Annotated in this window: 20 protein-coding genes; 5 read left to right on the top strand and 15 right to left on the bottom strand. The window is 64.5% G+C overall.

Annotated elements, in window-relative coordinates:
- Nucleotide 1 precedes the first annotated feature (1 nt).
- Nucleotides 2-205: a hypothetical protein gene (locus AC0L3S_RS15265; protein ID WP_473258955.1), complete on the bottom strand. Its 204-nt coding sequence runs from the start codon at nt 203-205 to the stop codon at nt 2-4.
- An 89-nt stretch (nt 206-294) separates the two neighbouring features.
- Nucleotides 295-675, bottom strand: a complete 381-nt coding sequence (locus AC0L3S_RS15260; RefSeq protein WP_473279693.1) for a hypothetical protein — start codon at nt 673-675, stop codon at nt 295-297.
- 116 nt (nt 676-791) lie between these two features.
- On the opposite strand from AC0L3S_RS15260, the gene AC0L3S_RS15255 reads away from it, so the two are divergent.
- Nucleotides 792-1,613, top strand: a complete 822-nt coding sequence (locus AC0L3S_RS15255) for a DUF72 domain-containing protein (protein ID WP_473258957.1) — start codon at nt 792-794, stop codon at nt 1,611-1,613.
- A 24-nt stretch (nt 1,614-1,637) separates the two neighbouring features.
- Nucleotides 1,638-2,099 carry a DUF488 domain-containing protein gene (locus AC0L3S_RS15250; protein WP_473279613.1) on the top strand — a complete coding sequence of 154 codons (462 nt, stop codon included), beginning with the start codon at nt 1,638-1,640 and terminating at the stop codon, nt 2,097-2,099.
- A 50-nt stretch (nt 2,100-2,149) separates the two neighbouring features.
- On the opposite strand, the gene AC0L3S_RS15245 is transcribed toward AC0L3S_RS15250, so the two are convergent.
- The 6 genes from AC0L3S_RS15245 to AC0L3S_RS15220 all read right to left on the bottom strand — a co-directional run bounded on the left by AC0L3S_RS15245 (nt 2,150) and on the right by AC0L3S_RS15220 (nt 8,172).
- On the bottom strand, nt 2,150-3,064 hold the full coding sequence (locus AC0L3S_RS15245) for a PhzF family phenazine biosynthesis protein (RefSeq protein ID WP_473279612.1): 915 nt from the start codon (nt 3,062-3,064) through the stop codon (nt 2,150-2,152).
- A 199-nt stretch (nt 3,065-3,263) separates the two neighbouring features.
- Nucleotides 3,264-4,571, bottom strand: a complete 1,308-nt coding sequence (locus tag AC0L3S_RS15240; protein WP_473279611.1) for an adenylate/guanylate cyclase domain-containing protein — start codon at nt 4,569-4,571, stop codon at nt 3,264-3,266.
- Nucleotides 4,572-4,602: 31 nt separating this feature from the next.
- The gene (locus AC0L3S_RS15235) at nt 4,603-5,766 is read right to left on the bottom strand and encodes an ABC transporter permease (RefSeq protein ID WP_007611973.1); all 1,164 of its coding nucleotides are present in this window, start codon (nt 5,764-5,766) and stop codon (nt 4,603-4,605) included.
- Nucleotides 5,763-6,695 (bottom strand): ABC transporter ATP-binding protein, encoded by a 933-nt coding sequence (locus AC0L3S_RS15230; protein WP_473279610.1) that lies wholly within the window; start codon nt 6,693-6,695, stop codon nt 5,763-5,765. Before AC0L3S_RS15230 ends, AC0L3S_RS15235 begins: the two co-directional genes overlap by 4 nt.
- The gene (locus AC0L3S_RS15225; protein ID WP_063995809.1) at nt 6,692-7,480 is read right to left on the bottom strand and encodes an HlyD family secretion protein; all 789 of its coding nucleotides are present in this window, start codon (nt 7,478-7,480) and stop codon (nt 6,692-6,694) included. Before AC0L3S_RS15225 ends, AC0L3S_RS15230 begins: the two co-directional genes overlap by 4 nt.
- Complete coding sequence (locus AC0L3S_RS15220) at nt 7,477-8,172, bottom strand: TetR/AcrR family transcriptional regulator (RefSeq protein WP_473279609.1); 696 nt, start codon at nt 8,170-8,172, stop codon at nt 7,477-7,479. The genes AC0L3S_RS15225 and AC0L3S_RS15220 overlap by 4 nt, the downstream gene beginning before the upstream one ends.
- A gap of 109 nt (nt 8,173-8,281) precedes the next feature.
- On the opposite strand from AC0L3S_RS15220, the gene AC0L3S_RS15215 reads away from it, so the two are divergent.
- Genes AC0L3S_RS15215 through AC0L3S_RS15205 form a run of 3 tightly spaced genes read left to right on the top strand, consistent with a single transcriptional unit; the run spans nt 8,282 to nt 9,504 of the window.
- The gene (locus tag AC0L3S_RS15215; protein ID WP_473279691.1) at nt 8,282-8,617 is read left to right on the top strand and encodes an ArsR/SmtB family transcription factor; all 336 of its coding nucleotides are present in this window, start codon (nt 8,282-8,284) and stop codon (nt 8,615-8,617) included.
- Entirely contained in the window at nt 8,614-9,078 is a 465-nt protein-coding gene (locus AC0L3S_RS15210) for an SRPBCC family protein (protein ID WP_007611987.1), read from the top strand. Before AC0L3S_RS15215 ends, AC0L3S_RS15210 begins: the two co-directional genes overlap by 4 nt.
- Nucleotides 9,079-9,090: 12 nt before the next feature.
- Nucleotides 9,091-9,504 (top strand): GFA family protein, encoded by a 414-nt coding sequence (locus AC0L3S_RS15205; RefSeq protein WP_473279608.1) that lies wholly within the window; start codon nt 9,091-9,093, stop codon nt 9,502-9,504.
- Nucleotides 9,505-9,663: 159 nt separating this feature from the next.
- Here the strand turns inward: AC0L3S_RS15205 and AC0L3S_RS15200 are convergent, their stop codons facing one another.
- The 7 genes from AC0L3S_RS15200 to AC0L3S_RS15170 form a co-directional block, all read right to left on the bottom strand.
- Nucleotides 9,664-10,074 carry a DUF2000 family protein gene (locus AC0L3S_RS15200; RefSeq protein WP_473279607.1) on the bottom strand — a complete coding sequence of 137 codons (411 nt, stop codon included), beginning with the start codon at nt 10,072-10,074 and terminating at the stop codon, nt 9,664-9,666.
- A 63-nt stretch (nt 10,075-10,137) separates the two neighbouring features.
- On the bottom strand, nt 10,138-10,527 hold the full coding sequence (locus tag AC0L3S_RS15195; protein ID WP_007611990.1) for a DUF4189 domain-containing protein: 390 nt from the start codon (nt 10,525-10,527) through the stop codon (nt 10,138-10,140).
- Nucleotides 10,528-10,689: 162 nt separating this feature from the next.
- The gene (locus AC0L3S_RS15190; RefSeq protein ID WP_473258978.1) at nt 10,690-12,294 is read right to left on the bottom strand and encodes an NTP transferase domain-containing protein; all 1,605 of its coding nucleotides are present in this window, start codon (nt 12,292-12,294) and stop codon (nt 10,690-10,692) included.
- Nucleotides 12,291-12,992 carry an XdhC family protein gene (locus AC0L3S_RS15185; protein WP_473258980.1) on the bottom strand — a complete coding sequence of 234 codons (702 nt, stop codon included), beginning with the start codon at nt 12,990-12,992 and terminating at the stop codon, nt 12,291-12,293. Before AC0L3S_RS15185 ends, AC0L3S_RS15190 begins: the two co-directional genes overlap by 4 nt.
- Before the next feature lie 2 nt (nt 12,993-12,994).
- Nucleotides 12,995-13,318 carry an XdhC family protein gene (locus AC0L3S_RS15180; protein ID WP_007602422.1) on the bottom strand — a complete coding sequence of 108 codons (324 nt, stop codon included), beginning with the start codon at nt 13,316-13,318 and terminating at the stop codon, nt 12,995-12,997.
- Nucleotides 13,319-13,327: 9 nt separating this feature from the next.
- Nucleotides 13,328-14,530: a vWA domain-containing protein gene (locus AC0L3S_RS15175; RefSeq protein WP_473258983.1), complete on the bottom strand. Its 1,203-nt coding sequence runs from the start codon at nt 14,528-14,530 to the stop codon at nt 13,328-13,330.
- 121 nt (nt 14,531-14,651) lie between these two features.
- Entirely contained in the window at nt 14,652-15,587 is a 936-nt protein-coding gene (locus tag AC0L3S_RS15170) for an AAA family ATPase (RefSeq protein WP_247287225.1), read from the bottom strand.
- Between the last annotated feature and the right edge of the window lie 51 nt (nt 15,588-15,638).

The following is a 15,638-nucleotide window of genomic DNA, read 5'->3' as shown; positions in this document are numbered from 1 at the left end:
CTTACTGGTTCGGGACTTCCTTGATCACCGGCCCTCGCGGCACGGGTGCGGCAGGGGCCACCGGCGCCGCAGCCCCGGCCGGCTCGGCCTTCGCGGGCTTGGGCGGCTTGCCGTACTGGCCGATCGGCCCGAAGACGACGGCGACCGCAAGCACGATCGCCGCGACGATCGCGCCCAAAATGCCCCCCACCGACTCAGACGACATGGACACCCATCCCTGTTCCAGATGCGCCCAGTGATACCATGGATGAGCGCGCTGCCGGAAGGGCTTGCCGGACGCACCGGTTCAATGGGCTATTTCTGCGGCGGCTTGTGCTTGACGAAGGCCGTCACGATGTCCTTTTGCGCGGCCTCCACCGCCCTGTTCGCGGTCGCGAGATGGGCGCCGGCATCGATAGCCGGATATTGCGTGGTGAGATAATCGAGCAGTGCCACCCGGTAGTATTGTCGCTCTGACGGACAGGCTCCGGCGACGGAGCGGCCAAAGTCCTGTTCCGACAGGCCCTGATTGCCGTCGCGCGAATATTCCCGCGCCAGGCAATGCCAATAATCGTCGCGACCCTGCATGGCGAGCTTCTGCGCACCCTTGGCATCGTCATCGTCGGCCATGACTGAAGATATCATGGCAGCAGATGTCATCACGACGAGCGCCGCTCCCACCATCAGCATCCGCATCTTGTTCTCCATTTTTCGCAGATCCCGTCGCGAGCTTAGACGGGACGTCGCAACTGGCCAATCACAACTGGTTTGATTAGGATGGAGGCCCTCCTCCCGTCATCCGAGATCCTCCCGTGGCCAAAGCAAAAACCGCGTCCAAAAAATCCGGCAACATCTTCATCGGCATCGGCGGCTGGACCTTCGAGCCCTGGCGCGGGGTGTTCTATCCGGAGAAGCTCACGCAAGCCAAGGAGCTGTCCTACGCCGCCTCGAAGCTGACCTCGATCGAGATCAACGGCACCTATTACGGCTCGCAGAAACCGGAGAGCTTTCGCAAATGGGCGAGCGAGGTGCCTGATGGCTTCGTGTTCTCGGTCAAGGGGCCGCGCTTCGCCACCAACCGGCGCGTGCTGGCCGAGGCCGGGGATTCCATCAAGCGTTTCTATGATTCCGGCGTGCTGGAACTCGGCGATCGTCTTGGGCCGGTGCTGTGGCAGTTCGCGCCGACCAAAAAATTCGACGGCGCCGATTTCGGCAAATTCCTCGAGCTGTTGCCGCGCAGGCTCGACGGACGCGCGTTGCGCCATGTCGTCGAGGTCCGTCACGACAGTTTCTGCACGCCGGATTTCGTCACGCTGATCCGCGAATTCGAGACGCCGGTCGTGTTCGCCGAGCACGGCAAATATCCAGCGATCGCCGACGTCGCCGGCGATTTCGTCTATGCCAGGCTGCAGAAGGGCAATGACGAGATCAAGACATGCTATCCGCCGAAGCAGCTCGATGCCTGGGCCAAGCGCTTTCAGAACTGGGCCGAGGGAAATGAACCCGACGACCTCCCGAAGGTTGACAAGGCCAAGCCGAAGAAGGAGCCGCGCGACGTGTTCGCCTATGTCATCCATGAGGGCAAGGTGCGCGCACCAGCCGGCGCAATGGAACTGATCGCGCGGGTGAGCTGAGGTGTTTCGCTAAAGGTGTGTCTCATGGCAAAGGCCAAAAAGCTCTTCACCATCGGCTACGAGCAGACGCCGCCCAAGGCAGTGCTCGACGAGTTGGAGAAATCCGGCGTCAAGCTCGTCGTCGACGTGCGCGCGGTGACGTCCTCGCGGCGGCCCGGCTTTTCCAAGAAGCAGTTGTCCGCGGGCCTCGATGAACGCGGCATCGCCTATGTCCACCTCGCTGCGCTTGGAACGCCCAAGGAAGGCCGCCTCGCCGCCCGCAGCGGGCAATACGATGTGCTGGAGAAGATTTTCTCAAAGCACCTGAAGACGCCGGAGGCCCGGGAGCAGATGGACGAGCTCTCGGCGCTGGTGAAGAAAGCCGGTCCCGTGTGCCTGCTGTGCTACGAGCGCGATCACACCCATTGCCACCGCCAGATGATCGCGGAGATCATCGAGGATCGCGATGGCGTAACGGTGAAGAATTTGGCGGGGCGGCAGGTGTAACTGCTCGTCACTCCGGGGCTCGCGCTACGCGCGCCACGGAAGGACGAAAATCATCCCTCCCCCGCCAGCTTAAACGTCCCTTCCATCATCTGCACGCATTGCCCGCCGACATGGGCGGAGACGATCTTGCCGTCCTGCTTGCGCACGCGCGTCTGGAGGATGCTCGGGCGCCCCATGTCAAAGCCCTGGCCGACCGTGAGCTTCAACTCGCCCTCGCGGACAGGATCGAGCTCGGCGAACAGCGCGGCGGCCGCGACCGTCGCGCTGCCGGTGGCGGGATCCTCGGTGAGGCCGCTGGCACCGCGCATGAACATGCGCGCCTGCCGCTCGCAAGGCGCCTCCGCCGCGGGCACGTCACGGGTATAGAACCACGCCGCGAACGCGCCGTCGCACGGAAATACCTTGGAGAAGGCCGCCGCGTCAGACCTCGCCCGCTTCAGCGCATCGCGCGAGTGCACCTCAATCACCAGAAACGGCGTTCCGACGCTGACGACCTGCGGCGCATGACGGTCGACCTTGATGTCGTCGGCACCGAGCGAGATCCAGCTCGCGGCATCCGCGGCAGACAATTGCGACAGGCGCGCCAGAGGCTGCGGCGCGGTGAGCTCGGTGCTGATCACGTGGCCCTGCTCTCGCACAATATCGACCGGCACCAGGCCCGCCTTCTCCTCGAACCGCAGGCGCGCCTTCGGCTCCTTCGCAATCGAGGCAAGCACGAAAGCGGTGCCGACATTGGGATGGCCAGCGAAAGGGAGCTCCCTGACAGGCGTGAAGATGCGCACCTCGGCATCGTTCGCCTTGTCGCGCGGCGGCAGCACGAAGGTCGTCTCGGAATAGTTGAACTCGGTCGCGATCGACTGCATTTGCGAGGTCGACAACCCGCCGGCATCGAGCACCACGGCGAGCTGGTTGCCGCCGAAGGCGCGGTCGGTGAACACGTCCACGGTGATGTAGCGGCGCTGCATCTTTCATTCCCTCATGCAAGGTGCGGCCGTAACCTGCCGCGTCGCGCGCCAGTCTACAAGCCGACGACATCGCGCGTCATGCCCCAAAATTCGGTGCAATCGGAGCAATCGCGATGACGCGTTGGAAGCCGAGAAGCGGCTTCCACAAATGCAAGACCTGAAAGCTAGCAGAGATAGTTCTTCACGCGCCTTCGCCGCGTTATCCCAGTTGAAACACCGCCACCTTCTGCTCATAGCCGCGCACCTCGACCTCGCCGAGCGCGACGGCATCGCTGCCATCCTCGCCCAGCGCCTCGCGGACGGTCGCCGAGATCAACAGCTGCGAACCGAACTCCTTGTTCAGCGCCTCCAGCCGGGAGGCGAAGTTCACGGTGTCTCCGATGACGGTATATTCCTTGCGCCGGGGCGAGCCGATATTGCCGGCGACGACCTCGCCGAAATGGATGCCGATTCCGATTCTGAGCGGCCAGCTCGTCTGCGCGTTGATGCGCTCCATGGCGGTCAGCATCTCGCGGCCCGCGGCAACCGCGCGATGCGCGGCGTCAGTGGCCTCGAGCGGCGCGCCGAACAAGGCGAGAAAGCCGTCGCCCAAAAACTTGTTCACGATGCCGCCCTCGCGGTCGAGGATATCGACCAGCACGGCGAAGGCGCCGTCGAGCCGGTCGACCACCTCCTGCGGAGTGCGCGACTGCGCGCCGGCGGTGAAGCCGCGAAAATCGACGAACATCACCGCAACGCGGCGGAGGTCGCCGGCGGCGCTTGTCCCTGCCGCCATCAGCTGCTCCACCACCTGCGGCGAAACATGCTGGCCGAACAGGTTGGTCACCCGGTCGCGCGCGGTCGCTGCGGCAATGCTCGCGGCGAACTGGCGGCGGAGCTGCGCACCGACCGCGCCTGCAAGCACGCCGCCGATCAGGATGATGGTGCTTCGTACCGCGTGGAAATAGATCTGCGGCTCGCCGCTCCCGCTGGCGGGATCGAAGATTAGCGCCACAGTGAGCAATTCACCCGCAGCGACGAAGCCGGTGAAGGTGGACAGCCAGAAGTCGAGCCGCAAGGTCGAGAGGATGACGAAAATGAAATAGATCAGCGGCACGACGAAGCCGAGCGCCTGGCTCGCGCCCATACTGCGAATCTGCAGGATCAGGATGACGGTCGGCAGCGAGGTCTCGATCAGCGCACCGATATAGCGCCGGATCACCGGCAGATCGCGGTCGAGCTTGAGGTTTCGCCTGATCTGGCTGTGCACCCAGACTTCGAACAGGATGAAGCCGGTGAGGAGACCATAGACCTCGGCAAGCCCCTCCGTGCCCCGCCAGACCCGCTGCACCACGGAGGAATCGGCGAGATAGATCGCGGTGAGGAAGATGACGATGACGCAGCCCGTCGTGATCAGCGTCCTCACCCGGACGAGCTCGGTGCGCAGCACCTCGCGCGTCAGCTCGCGCTCGAAGTCTTCGGACATCACGGCATGCTGCCGGGCCTTCCTGCTCGCAAAACTGACCATTCCGCCCCCTTGATTCCAGGGACATCTTGCCTCAATCCAGCGTGCGGCGGAAGCGCGTCACGGCGATGGTCATGGCGAGCAGCATCAGGACCGCCAGGGCCAACGCATCGAAACGCAAATTTTGCATGCTCGCGCCCTTCAGCATGATGGCGCGGACGATGCGCAGATAATGCGTCAGTGGCAGGCACTCACCGACATATTGCGCCCAGGCCGGCATCCCGGCAAACGGGAACATGAAGCCGGACAGCAAGATGCTTGGCAGGAAGAACATCATCGACATCTGCATCGCCTGGAGCTGGTTCTGCACCAGCGTCGAGATCGTATACCCGATCGCCAGGTTGGTCGTGATGAACAGCGTCGAGAGCAGGGCCAACAGGAACAGATTGCCGAGCACCGGCACGCCGAACAGGCCGACCCCGATGCCGATGATGAGGAACGCCTGCACGAACCCGACCAGCACGTAGGGAATGATCTTGCCGAACATCACCTCGACCGGCTTGATCGGCATCGACAGCAGGGCCTCCATCGTGCCGCGCTCGACCTCGCGCGTGACCGAGAGCGCGGTGAAGATCAGCATGGTCATGGTGAGGATGGTACCGACCAGGCCCGGCACGATGTTGAGACTCGACGCGGCGGCGGGGTTGTAGCGGGCATGCGCGCGGATCTCGAACGGCATCTCCGGAGGATCGCCGATGTAGAGATCGTGTTTGAGCGCGGTCTGCACGACCATGCCGAGCGAGCCGATCGCCGCGCTCGCCGCCACTGGATCGGTGGCGTCAGCCGCGACCAGCAGCGCCGGCTTGTCGCCGCGCCGTACCGCCCGCTCGAAGCCGCGCGGGATCTCGACGCCGAACAGCACCTTGCCGGATTTCAGGAGATTGTCGAAATCCTCGACGTCGTGGACTTCGTAGAGAAAGCGGAAATAGGCGGTGTTCTCCAGCGCCTTCAGGATGGAGCGTGCGAGATCGGAGTCCTCCTGGAGCAGCACCGCGCTCGGCAGATTGTGCGGCGTGGTGTTGATGGCGTAGCCGAACAAGAGCAGCTGCATCACCGGCAGCATCACGATCATCGCAAACGACACCCGGTCCCGCCTGAGCTGGATGAACTCCTTGATCAGCATCGCATAGGAGCGCCTCCAGAAGCCGAAGCGCTCCCGGATCGCGTGCCGTGGTTCGGGACGATCGACGGCGGTCATTGGAAATTGTCCTTGGAACGGCCCATCAACTCGATGAACACATCTTCCAGTGACGGCGACGATTTGTGCCAGTGCAGCCCGCTTTTCTCGCACCATGGTGCGATGCTGGCTTCGAGCGCGGCGACCTCGCGGCCGGAGACGTGCAGCGACGTGCCGAACGGCGCCACCATGTCGATTCCCGGCTTGCCGGTGAGCGCAGCCGCGAGCTCGTTCAGGTCCTTGCCCGTCACGGTGTAGGTCGTCAGCGCGGATTTCGCGATCACCTCCTCCACGGTGCCGTGCACGAGCAGATGGCCATAGGCGATATAAGCGATCTCGTGACAGCGCTCTGCCTCGTCCATGTAGTGGGTCGAGACCAGCACGGTGAGACCGTCCGCCGCCAGTGCATGAATCTCGTTCCAGAAATCGCGCCGCGCTTTGGGATCGACGCCGGCGGTCGGCTCGTCGAGCAGCAGCAGTTTTGGACTGGGCAATGTGCAGGCACCTAGCGCCAACCGCTGCTTCCAGCCGCCGGAGAGTTCGCCCGCGAGCTGTTCCTCGCGCCCCGAGAGCCCGATCCGCTTGATCATGTCGCGCGCGGCGCCGCGCGCATCGGCAAGACCATAGAGCCGCGCGACGAATTCGAGATTCTCGCGCACCGACAGGTCCTGATAGAGGCTGAAGCGCTGGGTCATGTAACCGACCTGGCGCTTGATCTTTTCGGCGTCCTTCAGGATGTCGTAGCCGAGACAGGTGCCCTCGCCACTATCGGGCGTGAGCAGGCCGCAGAGGATGCGGATGGTGGTGGTCTTGCCGGAGCCGTTCGGGCCCAGGAAGCCGTAGATCGAGCCTCGCTTCACCTGCATCGAAAAATCGTGCACGACCTCGCGGCCGCCGAACGACTTGGTCAGGCCCTTGACGTCGATCGCGATGCCATTGCCGCCCTTCATCGCTTGTCCGCCACGGGGGTTTTTGGATTGAAATGGACGTCGATGGGTTGTCCGACACGCAGCGCATCGGGGCGCGAAGGCCGCGCCTGGATCAGATAGACGAGTTTGTTGCGCTCCTCGAGGCTATAGATGACAGGCGGCGTGTATTCGGCCGAAGTCGCGATGAAATAGATCTTTGCGGTGAGATCGGCGGCGCAATTGTCGCACGCGATCCGCACCGTGTCGCCGATCGCAAGCTTCGGCAGCTCGGTCTCCGGTACAAAGAAACGCAGCTTCATGTTGCCGGGCGGCATGATCGAGAGCACCGGCCGCTGCGCCGCCACCATCTCGCCCTCGCGAAAATAGATCTGCTGGATGGTGCCGGCGACTGGCGCAAACCCTTTGCGCCGCGCCATCCGCGTCTCCGAGGTCGCCACCCGCGCCTCGGCGACGCGCAAGGCGGAGACGGCCGAATCGAGATTGGCCTGCGTACCCGAGCCGGTCTTGCTCAGCGAGGCCGCGCGGTCATAGGTCTGCTGCGCGTTGGCAAGCGTCGCCTTGTTCTGGTTGAGATCGGCAAGCTGGAGATCGTCGTCAACGGAATAGAGGTGATCGCCGACCTTGACTTCGTCGCCCTCGCGGATGTTCAGCTTCGTCACGCGGCCGGCCTCGTCGGGGCTGACGAAGATCATGTCGGCCTCGACCCAGCCCTGGAAGCCGGGCTCACGCTTGTCCTTGCAGGCCGCCAGTGCAATCGCGAGCAGGATAGCCAATGCAAGTCTGAAAATTGCCTGCGACGACCTCATGTCGTGCTCCGTTCGCCAAAAATCAAATCGAGATGGACGCGCAGCATGTCCTGCGCGTCGAGCGGCGCGTGGCGCGCAAACAGGCTCTGCCAGATCACCGCGATCATCGCGGGTGCGACCAGGATCTGCGGATAACGCGCCAGGTTCTTCTGGCGGATCTCGCCGCGGGCAATGCCGAGCTCGATCAGCGCGCGCATGGCGGCGATGCCGCGCGAGACAACCTCGCGGTAGTAGAAATCGGCCACGGAGGGAAACCGTGGCCCCTCGGCCACGATCAGGCGCACGAGATCGCCGCGCCTGGTGCCGATGATCTCCTTCAGGAAGTTGCTGGCAAACGCCTCGACGAGATCGCGCACCGAGCCCGCCGGTGGCGGCAATGCCGTCAACCGGCTCACGACAGGCACGATCACCGTCCGCACCAGCTCCTCGAACATCGATTCCTTGTCCTTGAAGTGCAGGTAGATGGTGCCCTTGGCGACACCCGCGCGCTTCGCGATGTCGTCGAGCCGCGTGGCGGCAAAACCGCGCGCGATGAATTCCTCCATCGCGGCCTCCACGATCGCCGCACGTCGTTCCGCCGCGCGCGTGGCGCGGCTCGACGCGGGCATGGCGTCGTTGCCAGCGCGTGAATTGGCCTTCGCGTTGGCGCGAGCTGCGGGTGGCGTGGCGGCTTTGGTGGGCTTTCTGGTCATTCGCAATATTTGACTGACTAGTCAGTCATCGTCAAGACAGCACGGCGGACCCAATCTGACAAACAAATTAGCCTTGACTAATTCATTAGCACATACTAATATGAATCCTATGATCGAAGCCGCTCCAGATCCCGTGACCACCGTGATGCGCGCCCTCGCCGATCCGACACGGCGCGCCGTGTTCGAGCGCGTCTTCGAGAGCAAGGAGATCAGCGTCGCCGAGCTCACGCGCGGAAGTGGCGTGACGCAAGGTGCGATCTCGCAACATTTGAAGTCCCTCAAGCAGGCCGGCCTCGTCGCCGAGCGTGCCGAGGGCCGCAACGTCTATTACCGTGCCGCGCCGCAAGGCCTCGAACCGCTGGTCTCCTGGATGGACCATTACGGCGTGTTCTGGCGCGAGCGCTTCCAGAACCTGCGTGACCTCTTGAAGGAGATCGATCCGTGAGTGCTGTCGAATTGAAAGCCGAGACAAAAGACATCGTCCTCGACGAGGTGCTCCCTCACGCACCGGAGACGATCTGGAAGGCGCTGACCAGCGCCCAGCTGATCGCGCGCTGGCTGATGCCGCCGACCGGTTTCGAGGCCGTCGAAGGCAACACTTTCACCTACCAGACCACGCCGGGCGGCGCATGGGATGGCGTCATCCATTGCCGCGTCTTGGAGGTCATGCCGAACCGCCGCCTCGTCTACGCTTGGAAGGGCGGGGATGAGCGCAACACCGGGTACGGCGCGCCGCTCGACACTGTCGTGACGTGGTCCCTCACCCCGGTCGAGGCCGGCACGCGGATCCGTCTGGTTCATGCGGGCTTCGTCATACCCAGGAACGAGTCGGCCTACACGGGGATGAGCGGCGGCTGGAAGAAGGTCGTCCGCCAGCTCGATGAGATCAGCGGCGAAGACAAGTAAGGAGTTATCGCAATGACCAAGCCGTTTACCGGCGGCTGCGCCTGCGGCGCGATCCGCTATTCGATCGCCAGTGAGCCCCTGTTCAGCAATCACTGCCAGTGCCGGGACTGCCAGCGCGAAAGCGGTAGCGGCCACGGCTCGTACATGACCTTCGCGCGCGCCGGCGTCACCGTGACGGGCGAAGCGAAGCACTGGGAGATGGTCGGCGACAGCGGCAACGTGAAAACACGCGGTTTCTGCGCCCACTGCGGCTTGCCTGTTTATCTGACCTTCGCGGCCATGCCCGACATCTTCACCATCCGCGCCGCAAGCCTCGACGAACCCGCCCGGTACGAGCCGCAAGTAGTGACTTACGCCGCACGCGGACATGCCTGGGATCGCCTCGACCCGGACCTTCCGAAGTTCGCGGGCATGCCGCCGGGGTGATAGCTGCCGCGCAAACGGTGCGCTCCCTCCCCCGCTTGCGGAGGGTTGGGGAGAGGGTGTCGTCGCAGCGGGACAATCCCCAAGCGGAGAGAGCCCTCACCCGCGCCTTCGGCGCGACCTCTCCCGCAAGCGGGAGAGGTGAAACAAAAAGCACCTGCCTCAACTATGAAACTTCAACCCGTCAACGATCTTATCGATCACCTTGCGCTCGGCGCGCACAGCGAGACCGACGAGGTTGAGATCGGCCCGCGCCACCGCCCTCACCGCTTCGCGATTGGCGGCATCATGTGTGGTCTTGAACATGTCCTCGGTATAGGCCGCCGGCTTGACGTTGCGCGTCAGAGCCCGATCGAGCGCGCGCGTCAATGCGGAACCGTCGGCACCATAGATCAGGATGGGCTGGCCGATGAGCGCGTGATAGTTCGTGCCCGACGCGTCTTCATAGGGTTCGCCAATGCAATCGGGAAACGCAGCCGCGATGCCGCTGGTGAGGAAGGCCGCGACGTTGAGCTTCTGCCAGGTTTGAAGATCGGTGCGGATCACGATGGCGATCTTGGTATCGAACTGCATGCAACTCCTCGACTGTCATTCCGGATTCGATGCTACGCACCATCCGGATGACTGCAACAGGAATCAACCCTTCGCGTCGCAGGCCCAGGCGCGGATCACGCATTCCTTGCCGCCGTATTTGTAGCATTCGCGCGTGGCGGCATTGAGCGTGGCCGAGATCTTCGGCTTGACGGCATAGCCGTAGGCGCCGCAGGGATTGGAAAGATCGACCGACATCGCGGCGCAGGCGCGCTTCATCGTCACGGTCGTGCAGTCGCCCTTGCATTGCTTCTGCGCCGCCGCGCGCGCTTCGTGCTCGGCGCCATAATCGAAGGCCTGACCATAGGCACCGCACTTGCCGACCGCAAATGCACCGGCGGCATGTGCGTCCGTGATGTGGCGAGCGCCCGCGACGCAGACGGACAGCGCAAAGAAAAACATCGCGCAACGGCGCGCGACGACGTTCGAAGCCATGGAAAAGCCCCTTCCCCCAAGGCAGGTGAAGTGGACTGTAAGCGCCGGTCGTTTCCAGATGGTGAACGGGGCGTTGAAATTGAGGCGTGCCACCAATTTCGGATCGCAGTCTGGGCAATGGTGGGCATGGCGCTACGCGCCTTAGTCCACCCTAGGTCAGCGTCATCCCCGCCGTGCCGCTTCTAGCGCCTGCGGTGTGTCGATGTCGAGGAAGGCGCTCTCGCCGTCGACCGGCACTTCGGCGACCGCCTCGGTGTGCTTCGCGATCAAGTGACGCGCGCCGACATCGCCGTCGAGCGTCATCAACTCCTTGAAGAAGCGGCGCGACCACAGCACGGGATTGCCGCGGCGGCCCTCGCTGACCGGCACGACGATGAGATTGCCGCGGTCCGGTGCGAACGCGTCGATGAGACGGTCGATCAGACCGGCATCGATCAGCGGCATGTCGCCGAGGCACACCACAGCGCCGTCGGACGTCTCGGGCACGGCCGCAATGCCGGCCTTGACCGAGCTTGCGATGCCGCCGGCGAAATCCGGATTCCGAGCGAAACGCACCTTCAGGCCTTGCAAGGCTTGCTCGATCAGCTCGGTCTGGTGGCCGGTGACGACGATCACCTCGGACGCCTTGGAGGCCAGCGCCTGCTCGGTCGCAATCCGCACCAGCTTCTTGCCGTCGAGCTCGGCGAGAAGCTTGTTCGGTCCGCCCATCCGGGTCGAGCGGCCTGCTGCGAGCACGATGACCACGACCTGTCTGTTGTCCTCGATCTCCGGTTTTGCGCGCGGCTGCGGGCGCGTGACGATCTCCATCAGGAGGCCGCCGACCCCCATGCCCATCAGCTCGGACCGCGTCACCTTGATGCCGGCCAGGAGCCGCATCAGCACCCAGTCAAAGCCGTTCTCGACCGGCGAGCGCGCGCAGCCGGGCGCGCCCAGCACCGGCACGGTGCCGGCCCGGGCGATCAGCAGCAGATTGCCCGGATCGACCGGCATGCCGAAATGCTCGATCTCGCCGCCGATGCCGGTCACGGCCGCCGGGATCACGTCGCGGCGGTCGGCGATCGCGGATGCCCCGAACACGATCACGAGCTCGGCGCCAAGTCCCAGCAATTCCTTGATCGCAGCCGACAGCGCCTGCTCCTCATGCGGGACCCGCCGCTCGGCGATGATGGCGGCGCCGGCTGGCGCAAGCCGCTCGGCGGTGACGCGCAGGGTCTTGTCGATCACTTTGGAGGACAGGCCGGGCAGCAGGGTCGAGACCACGCCGACACGCTTGATGACGTAAGGCGCGATCTTCAGAACGTCGCGGCCCGCGGCCTTCACCGCGGCATCACGCAAATTTCCTTCGACGCCGAACGGGATGATTTTGACGGTGCCGACCATCTCGCCCTCGACCACCGGCTTGAAGGCGGAGAGCGTGGCAAAGGTTATGGCCTCGTCGATATTGTTGATGCGGTCAACCGCGGCGCGATCGATCACCAGCACGCCGGGGCGCGCGGCGAACAAATTGGCGCGACCGGTGAAGGCGCGCTCGACATGGATGCCATCGCCGCCGACGGCAAGCGCGATGCTGGCGGCAGCGATGTCCTCGGAGACATCGCCCTCCTCCATCCGCACCACCACGACGTCCTTGATGCCGGCGCGCTCCAGCGCCTCGACCTCGGTGGGCCCGATCGTCGTGCCCTTCTTCAGCACCAGCGGACCCTGGCGCAGGGTGTGGACGGTCACCCCGCCGATCGCATCCCTGGGGCTCGCCGGGCCGAACTTCATGCGGCTTCTTCTTTTTCTTTGGGCGGCAGGCGAAGCACCGCCGTGATCTCGGCCATGATCGACACCGCGATCTCGGACGGCGAGACCGCGCCGATCGCAAGCCCGATCGGCGCGTGGATGCGCGCGATGTCAGCCTCCTTGGCGCCCTGGGCCCGCAGCCGGTCGCCGCGCTTGGCGTGCGTCTTCCGCGATCCGAGCGCGCCGACATAGAAGCAGTTACGTTCGAAGGCGTGCAGCAGCGCGGGGTCGTCGATCTTCGGATCGTGCGTCACCGCGACGAAGGCCGTGTAGGCATCGACGTTGAGCGGAGGCAGCGCCGTGTCGGGCCATTCCGCGACCAGCGGGACGTCGGGGAAGCGCTCGGGGCTCGCAAAGGCCGTGCGCGGATCGACCACGGTGACGTCGTATCCGAGCGAGCGCGCCAGCGGTGCTAGGGCCTGGCTGATATGGACGGCGCCGACGATGACGAGCTTGGCGGTCGGCGCATAGACGTTGAGGAAGAGCTTCTTGCCGCCGGCTTCGACACTGGCGCTCTTGCCCATGCGAAGCTGCTTGTCGAGTTCGGCGCGCAGGGGATCCTTACCGAAGTCCTCGGCCTTCACCAGGCGCTGCTCGCCGCTTTCGGTGTCGGTCACCAGGATCACCGGGCGGCGGGCGGCGCGTTCGGCATTGAGTTCGTGCAGGATTGCGAGCTTCACGGCTAGCCGACCTTCTCGACGAAGACGCGGATGGTGCCGCCGCAGGACAGCCCAACATTCCAGGCAGTCTCGTCGGCAACGCCAAACTCCAGCATCCTGGGCTTGCCGCTCTGGATCACATCCATGGCCTCGGTGACCACGGCGCCCTCGACGCAGCCGCCGGAGACGGACCCCAGGAACGTGCCCTCGTCGTTGATGACGAGGCTCGAGCCTGCCGGGCGCGGTGCCGAGCCCCAAGTCTCCACCACTGTGGCGAGCGCGACGCCACGGCCGGCCTTCTGCCAGTCCTCCGCCGCCTTCAGAATATCCTCGTCGCGATCGAGCATGGCTACCTCTCAGGCTGCGGAGCGGATCAAGCTGCGGTGATGCGGCGGCAGCGGCCCGGAGAGCGTGATGATCAGCTCCTGGATCGAGCTCAAATTATGTACCGGGCGGAATTCGTCAACGTGCGGGAGCATCATTTTGATGCCCTGCGCCTTGGCCTCGAAGCCGCCGAACCGCAGCAGCGGGTTGAGCCAGATCAGCCGCCGGCAGGAACGGTGCAGCCGGTCCATCTCGAAGGCGAGCTTGGAATCGGCTTCCCGCTCCAGCCCGTCGGAGATCAGCAGCACGATGGCGCCCTGGCTCAGCACGCGCCGCGCCCACAATTTGTTGAAATTGTGCAGGGAGGCCGAGATCCGGGTGCCGCCGGCCCAGTCCTCGACCGAGGCCGAGCAGCTCGCCAGCGCCTCATCAGGGTCGCGCTGGCGGAGCGCCCGGGTCACGTTGGTGAGCCGGGTGCCGAACAGGAACACCGAGACACGCTTTCGCGCGTCCCCTATGGCATGCAGGAAATGCAGGAACAGGCGGGTGTACTCACTCATCGAACCCGAGATGTCGAGCAGCGCGACGATCGGCGCCGGTTTCTCGATCCGCCCGAGGCGATGGATGTCGATGATGTCGCCGCCGGTGCGCAACGAGGCACGCAACGTGCGGCGGAGATCGAGGCGCAGGCCGCGGGAATCGGGCCGGTGCCGGCGCGTCAGAAGCTCGGCCTGCGGCAACCGCATTCGCTCCACGGCGCGGAGCGCTTCGGTGATCTCGGCCGCGCTCATCTGCGCAAAATCCTTCTTCTGAAGGATTTCCTTGTCCGAGACCGACAGGCGCAAATCCTGCTCCTGGTGCTGCGGCGTCTCCGTCATGCGCGGCTGCGACATCGCCTCCTGGACGCGGCGGGAGCCTGCCTGCGGCTTCTTCTTGGCCTGCTCCGGCAACGGCACCGAATCCAGCATGTGCTTCCACTCTTCCGAGGCGCGGAAGAACAGATTGAAGGCTTGCTTGAAGATCAGCGCATGCTCGTGGCGCTTGACGAAGATCGCCTCCAGTGTGGTGAAGACGTCGGCGCGTTTGCCGATGTCGATCACCTCAAGCGCGTTCATAGCATCGATGACCGCACCCGGCCCGACCGGCATGCCCGCCGCGCGCAGCGCGCGGGCGAAGCCGACGATGTTGTCGGCGAATTGCTCGGTTTGCTCAGGCGCAAGGTGGTTGATGGCCATGGTCTGCTGTCTCTGCCGTCATTCCGGAGCACGCGAAGCGTGAACCCGGAATCCATTTATCCACAATCCCCGCCGCACAATGGATTCGGGCTCGCGACTTCGGCGTACCCGGAATGACAAGCTAGTCGCTCGTCGCGTCCTTCAGTACCTTCTGCAAAGTGTCGCCCTGCATCCGCGTGATGTCGTCCTGGTATTTGAGCAGCGCGCCCAGCGTGTCGCCAACCACTTGCGGGGTCAGCGAGCGGGCGTCGAGCTCCGACAGCGCGGTGGCCCAATCGATGGTCTCGGCGACGCCCGGCGACTTGTAGAAATCCTGATTGCGCAGTGCCTGGACGAAGCGCACGACCTGCTGCGACAATTTTGCGGAGATGCCCGGCACGCGCGACTTGACGATCGCGAGCTCGCGATCGGCGTCGGGATAATCGACCCAGTGATAGAGACAGCGACGCTTCAGCGCGTCATGGATCTCGCGGGTGCGGTTGGAGGTGATGATGACGATCGGCGGGCTCGGCGCCTTCACGGTGCCGAATTCGGGGATCGTCACCTGGAAGTCGCTGAGGATTTCGAGCAGATACGCTTCGAACGCCTCGTCGGCGCGGTCGAGCTCGTCGATCAGCAGCACCGGCGGCCCGGCGACGTCGGGCTCCAGCGCCTGGAGCAGCGGTCGCTTGATCATGTAGCGATCGGCGAAGATGTCGGACGACAATTGATCGCGATCGGTATCTCCGGCGGCTTCGGCCATGCGGATCGCGATCATCTGCGCGGCGCTATTCCACTCGTAGACCGCCGAGGAGACGTCGAGGCCTTCGTAACATTGCAGGCGAATCAGCTTCCGCCCCAGGGCCGCCGACAGCACCTTCGCGATCTCGGTCTTGCCGACGCCGGCCTCGCCTTCCAGAAACAGCGGCCGGCCCATGCGCAGCGACAGGTAGGTCACCGTGGCCAGCGATCGCTCGGCGAGATAGCCGCGCGAGGTCAGGAGTTCGAGCATTGAATCGACCGATGCCGGCAATACAACTGAAGTATTGGCACCGGACGTATTGGCCGCTGAGGTCATGAAAAAGCCAGTCTCGCTACGCCCTCACCGGGGACAAGTTTGGGCCGATGC

This window comes from Bradyrhizobium sp. Ken01 (assembly GCF_055807355.1).
Note: the sequence above shows the minus strand (reverse complement) of the source record. Positions and strands in the feature narration are given on the sequence as shown.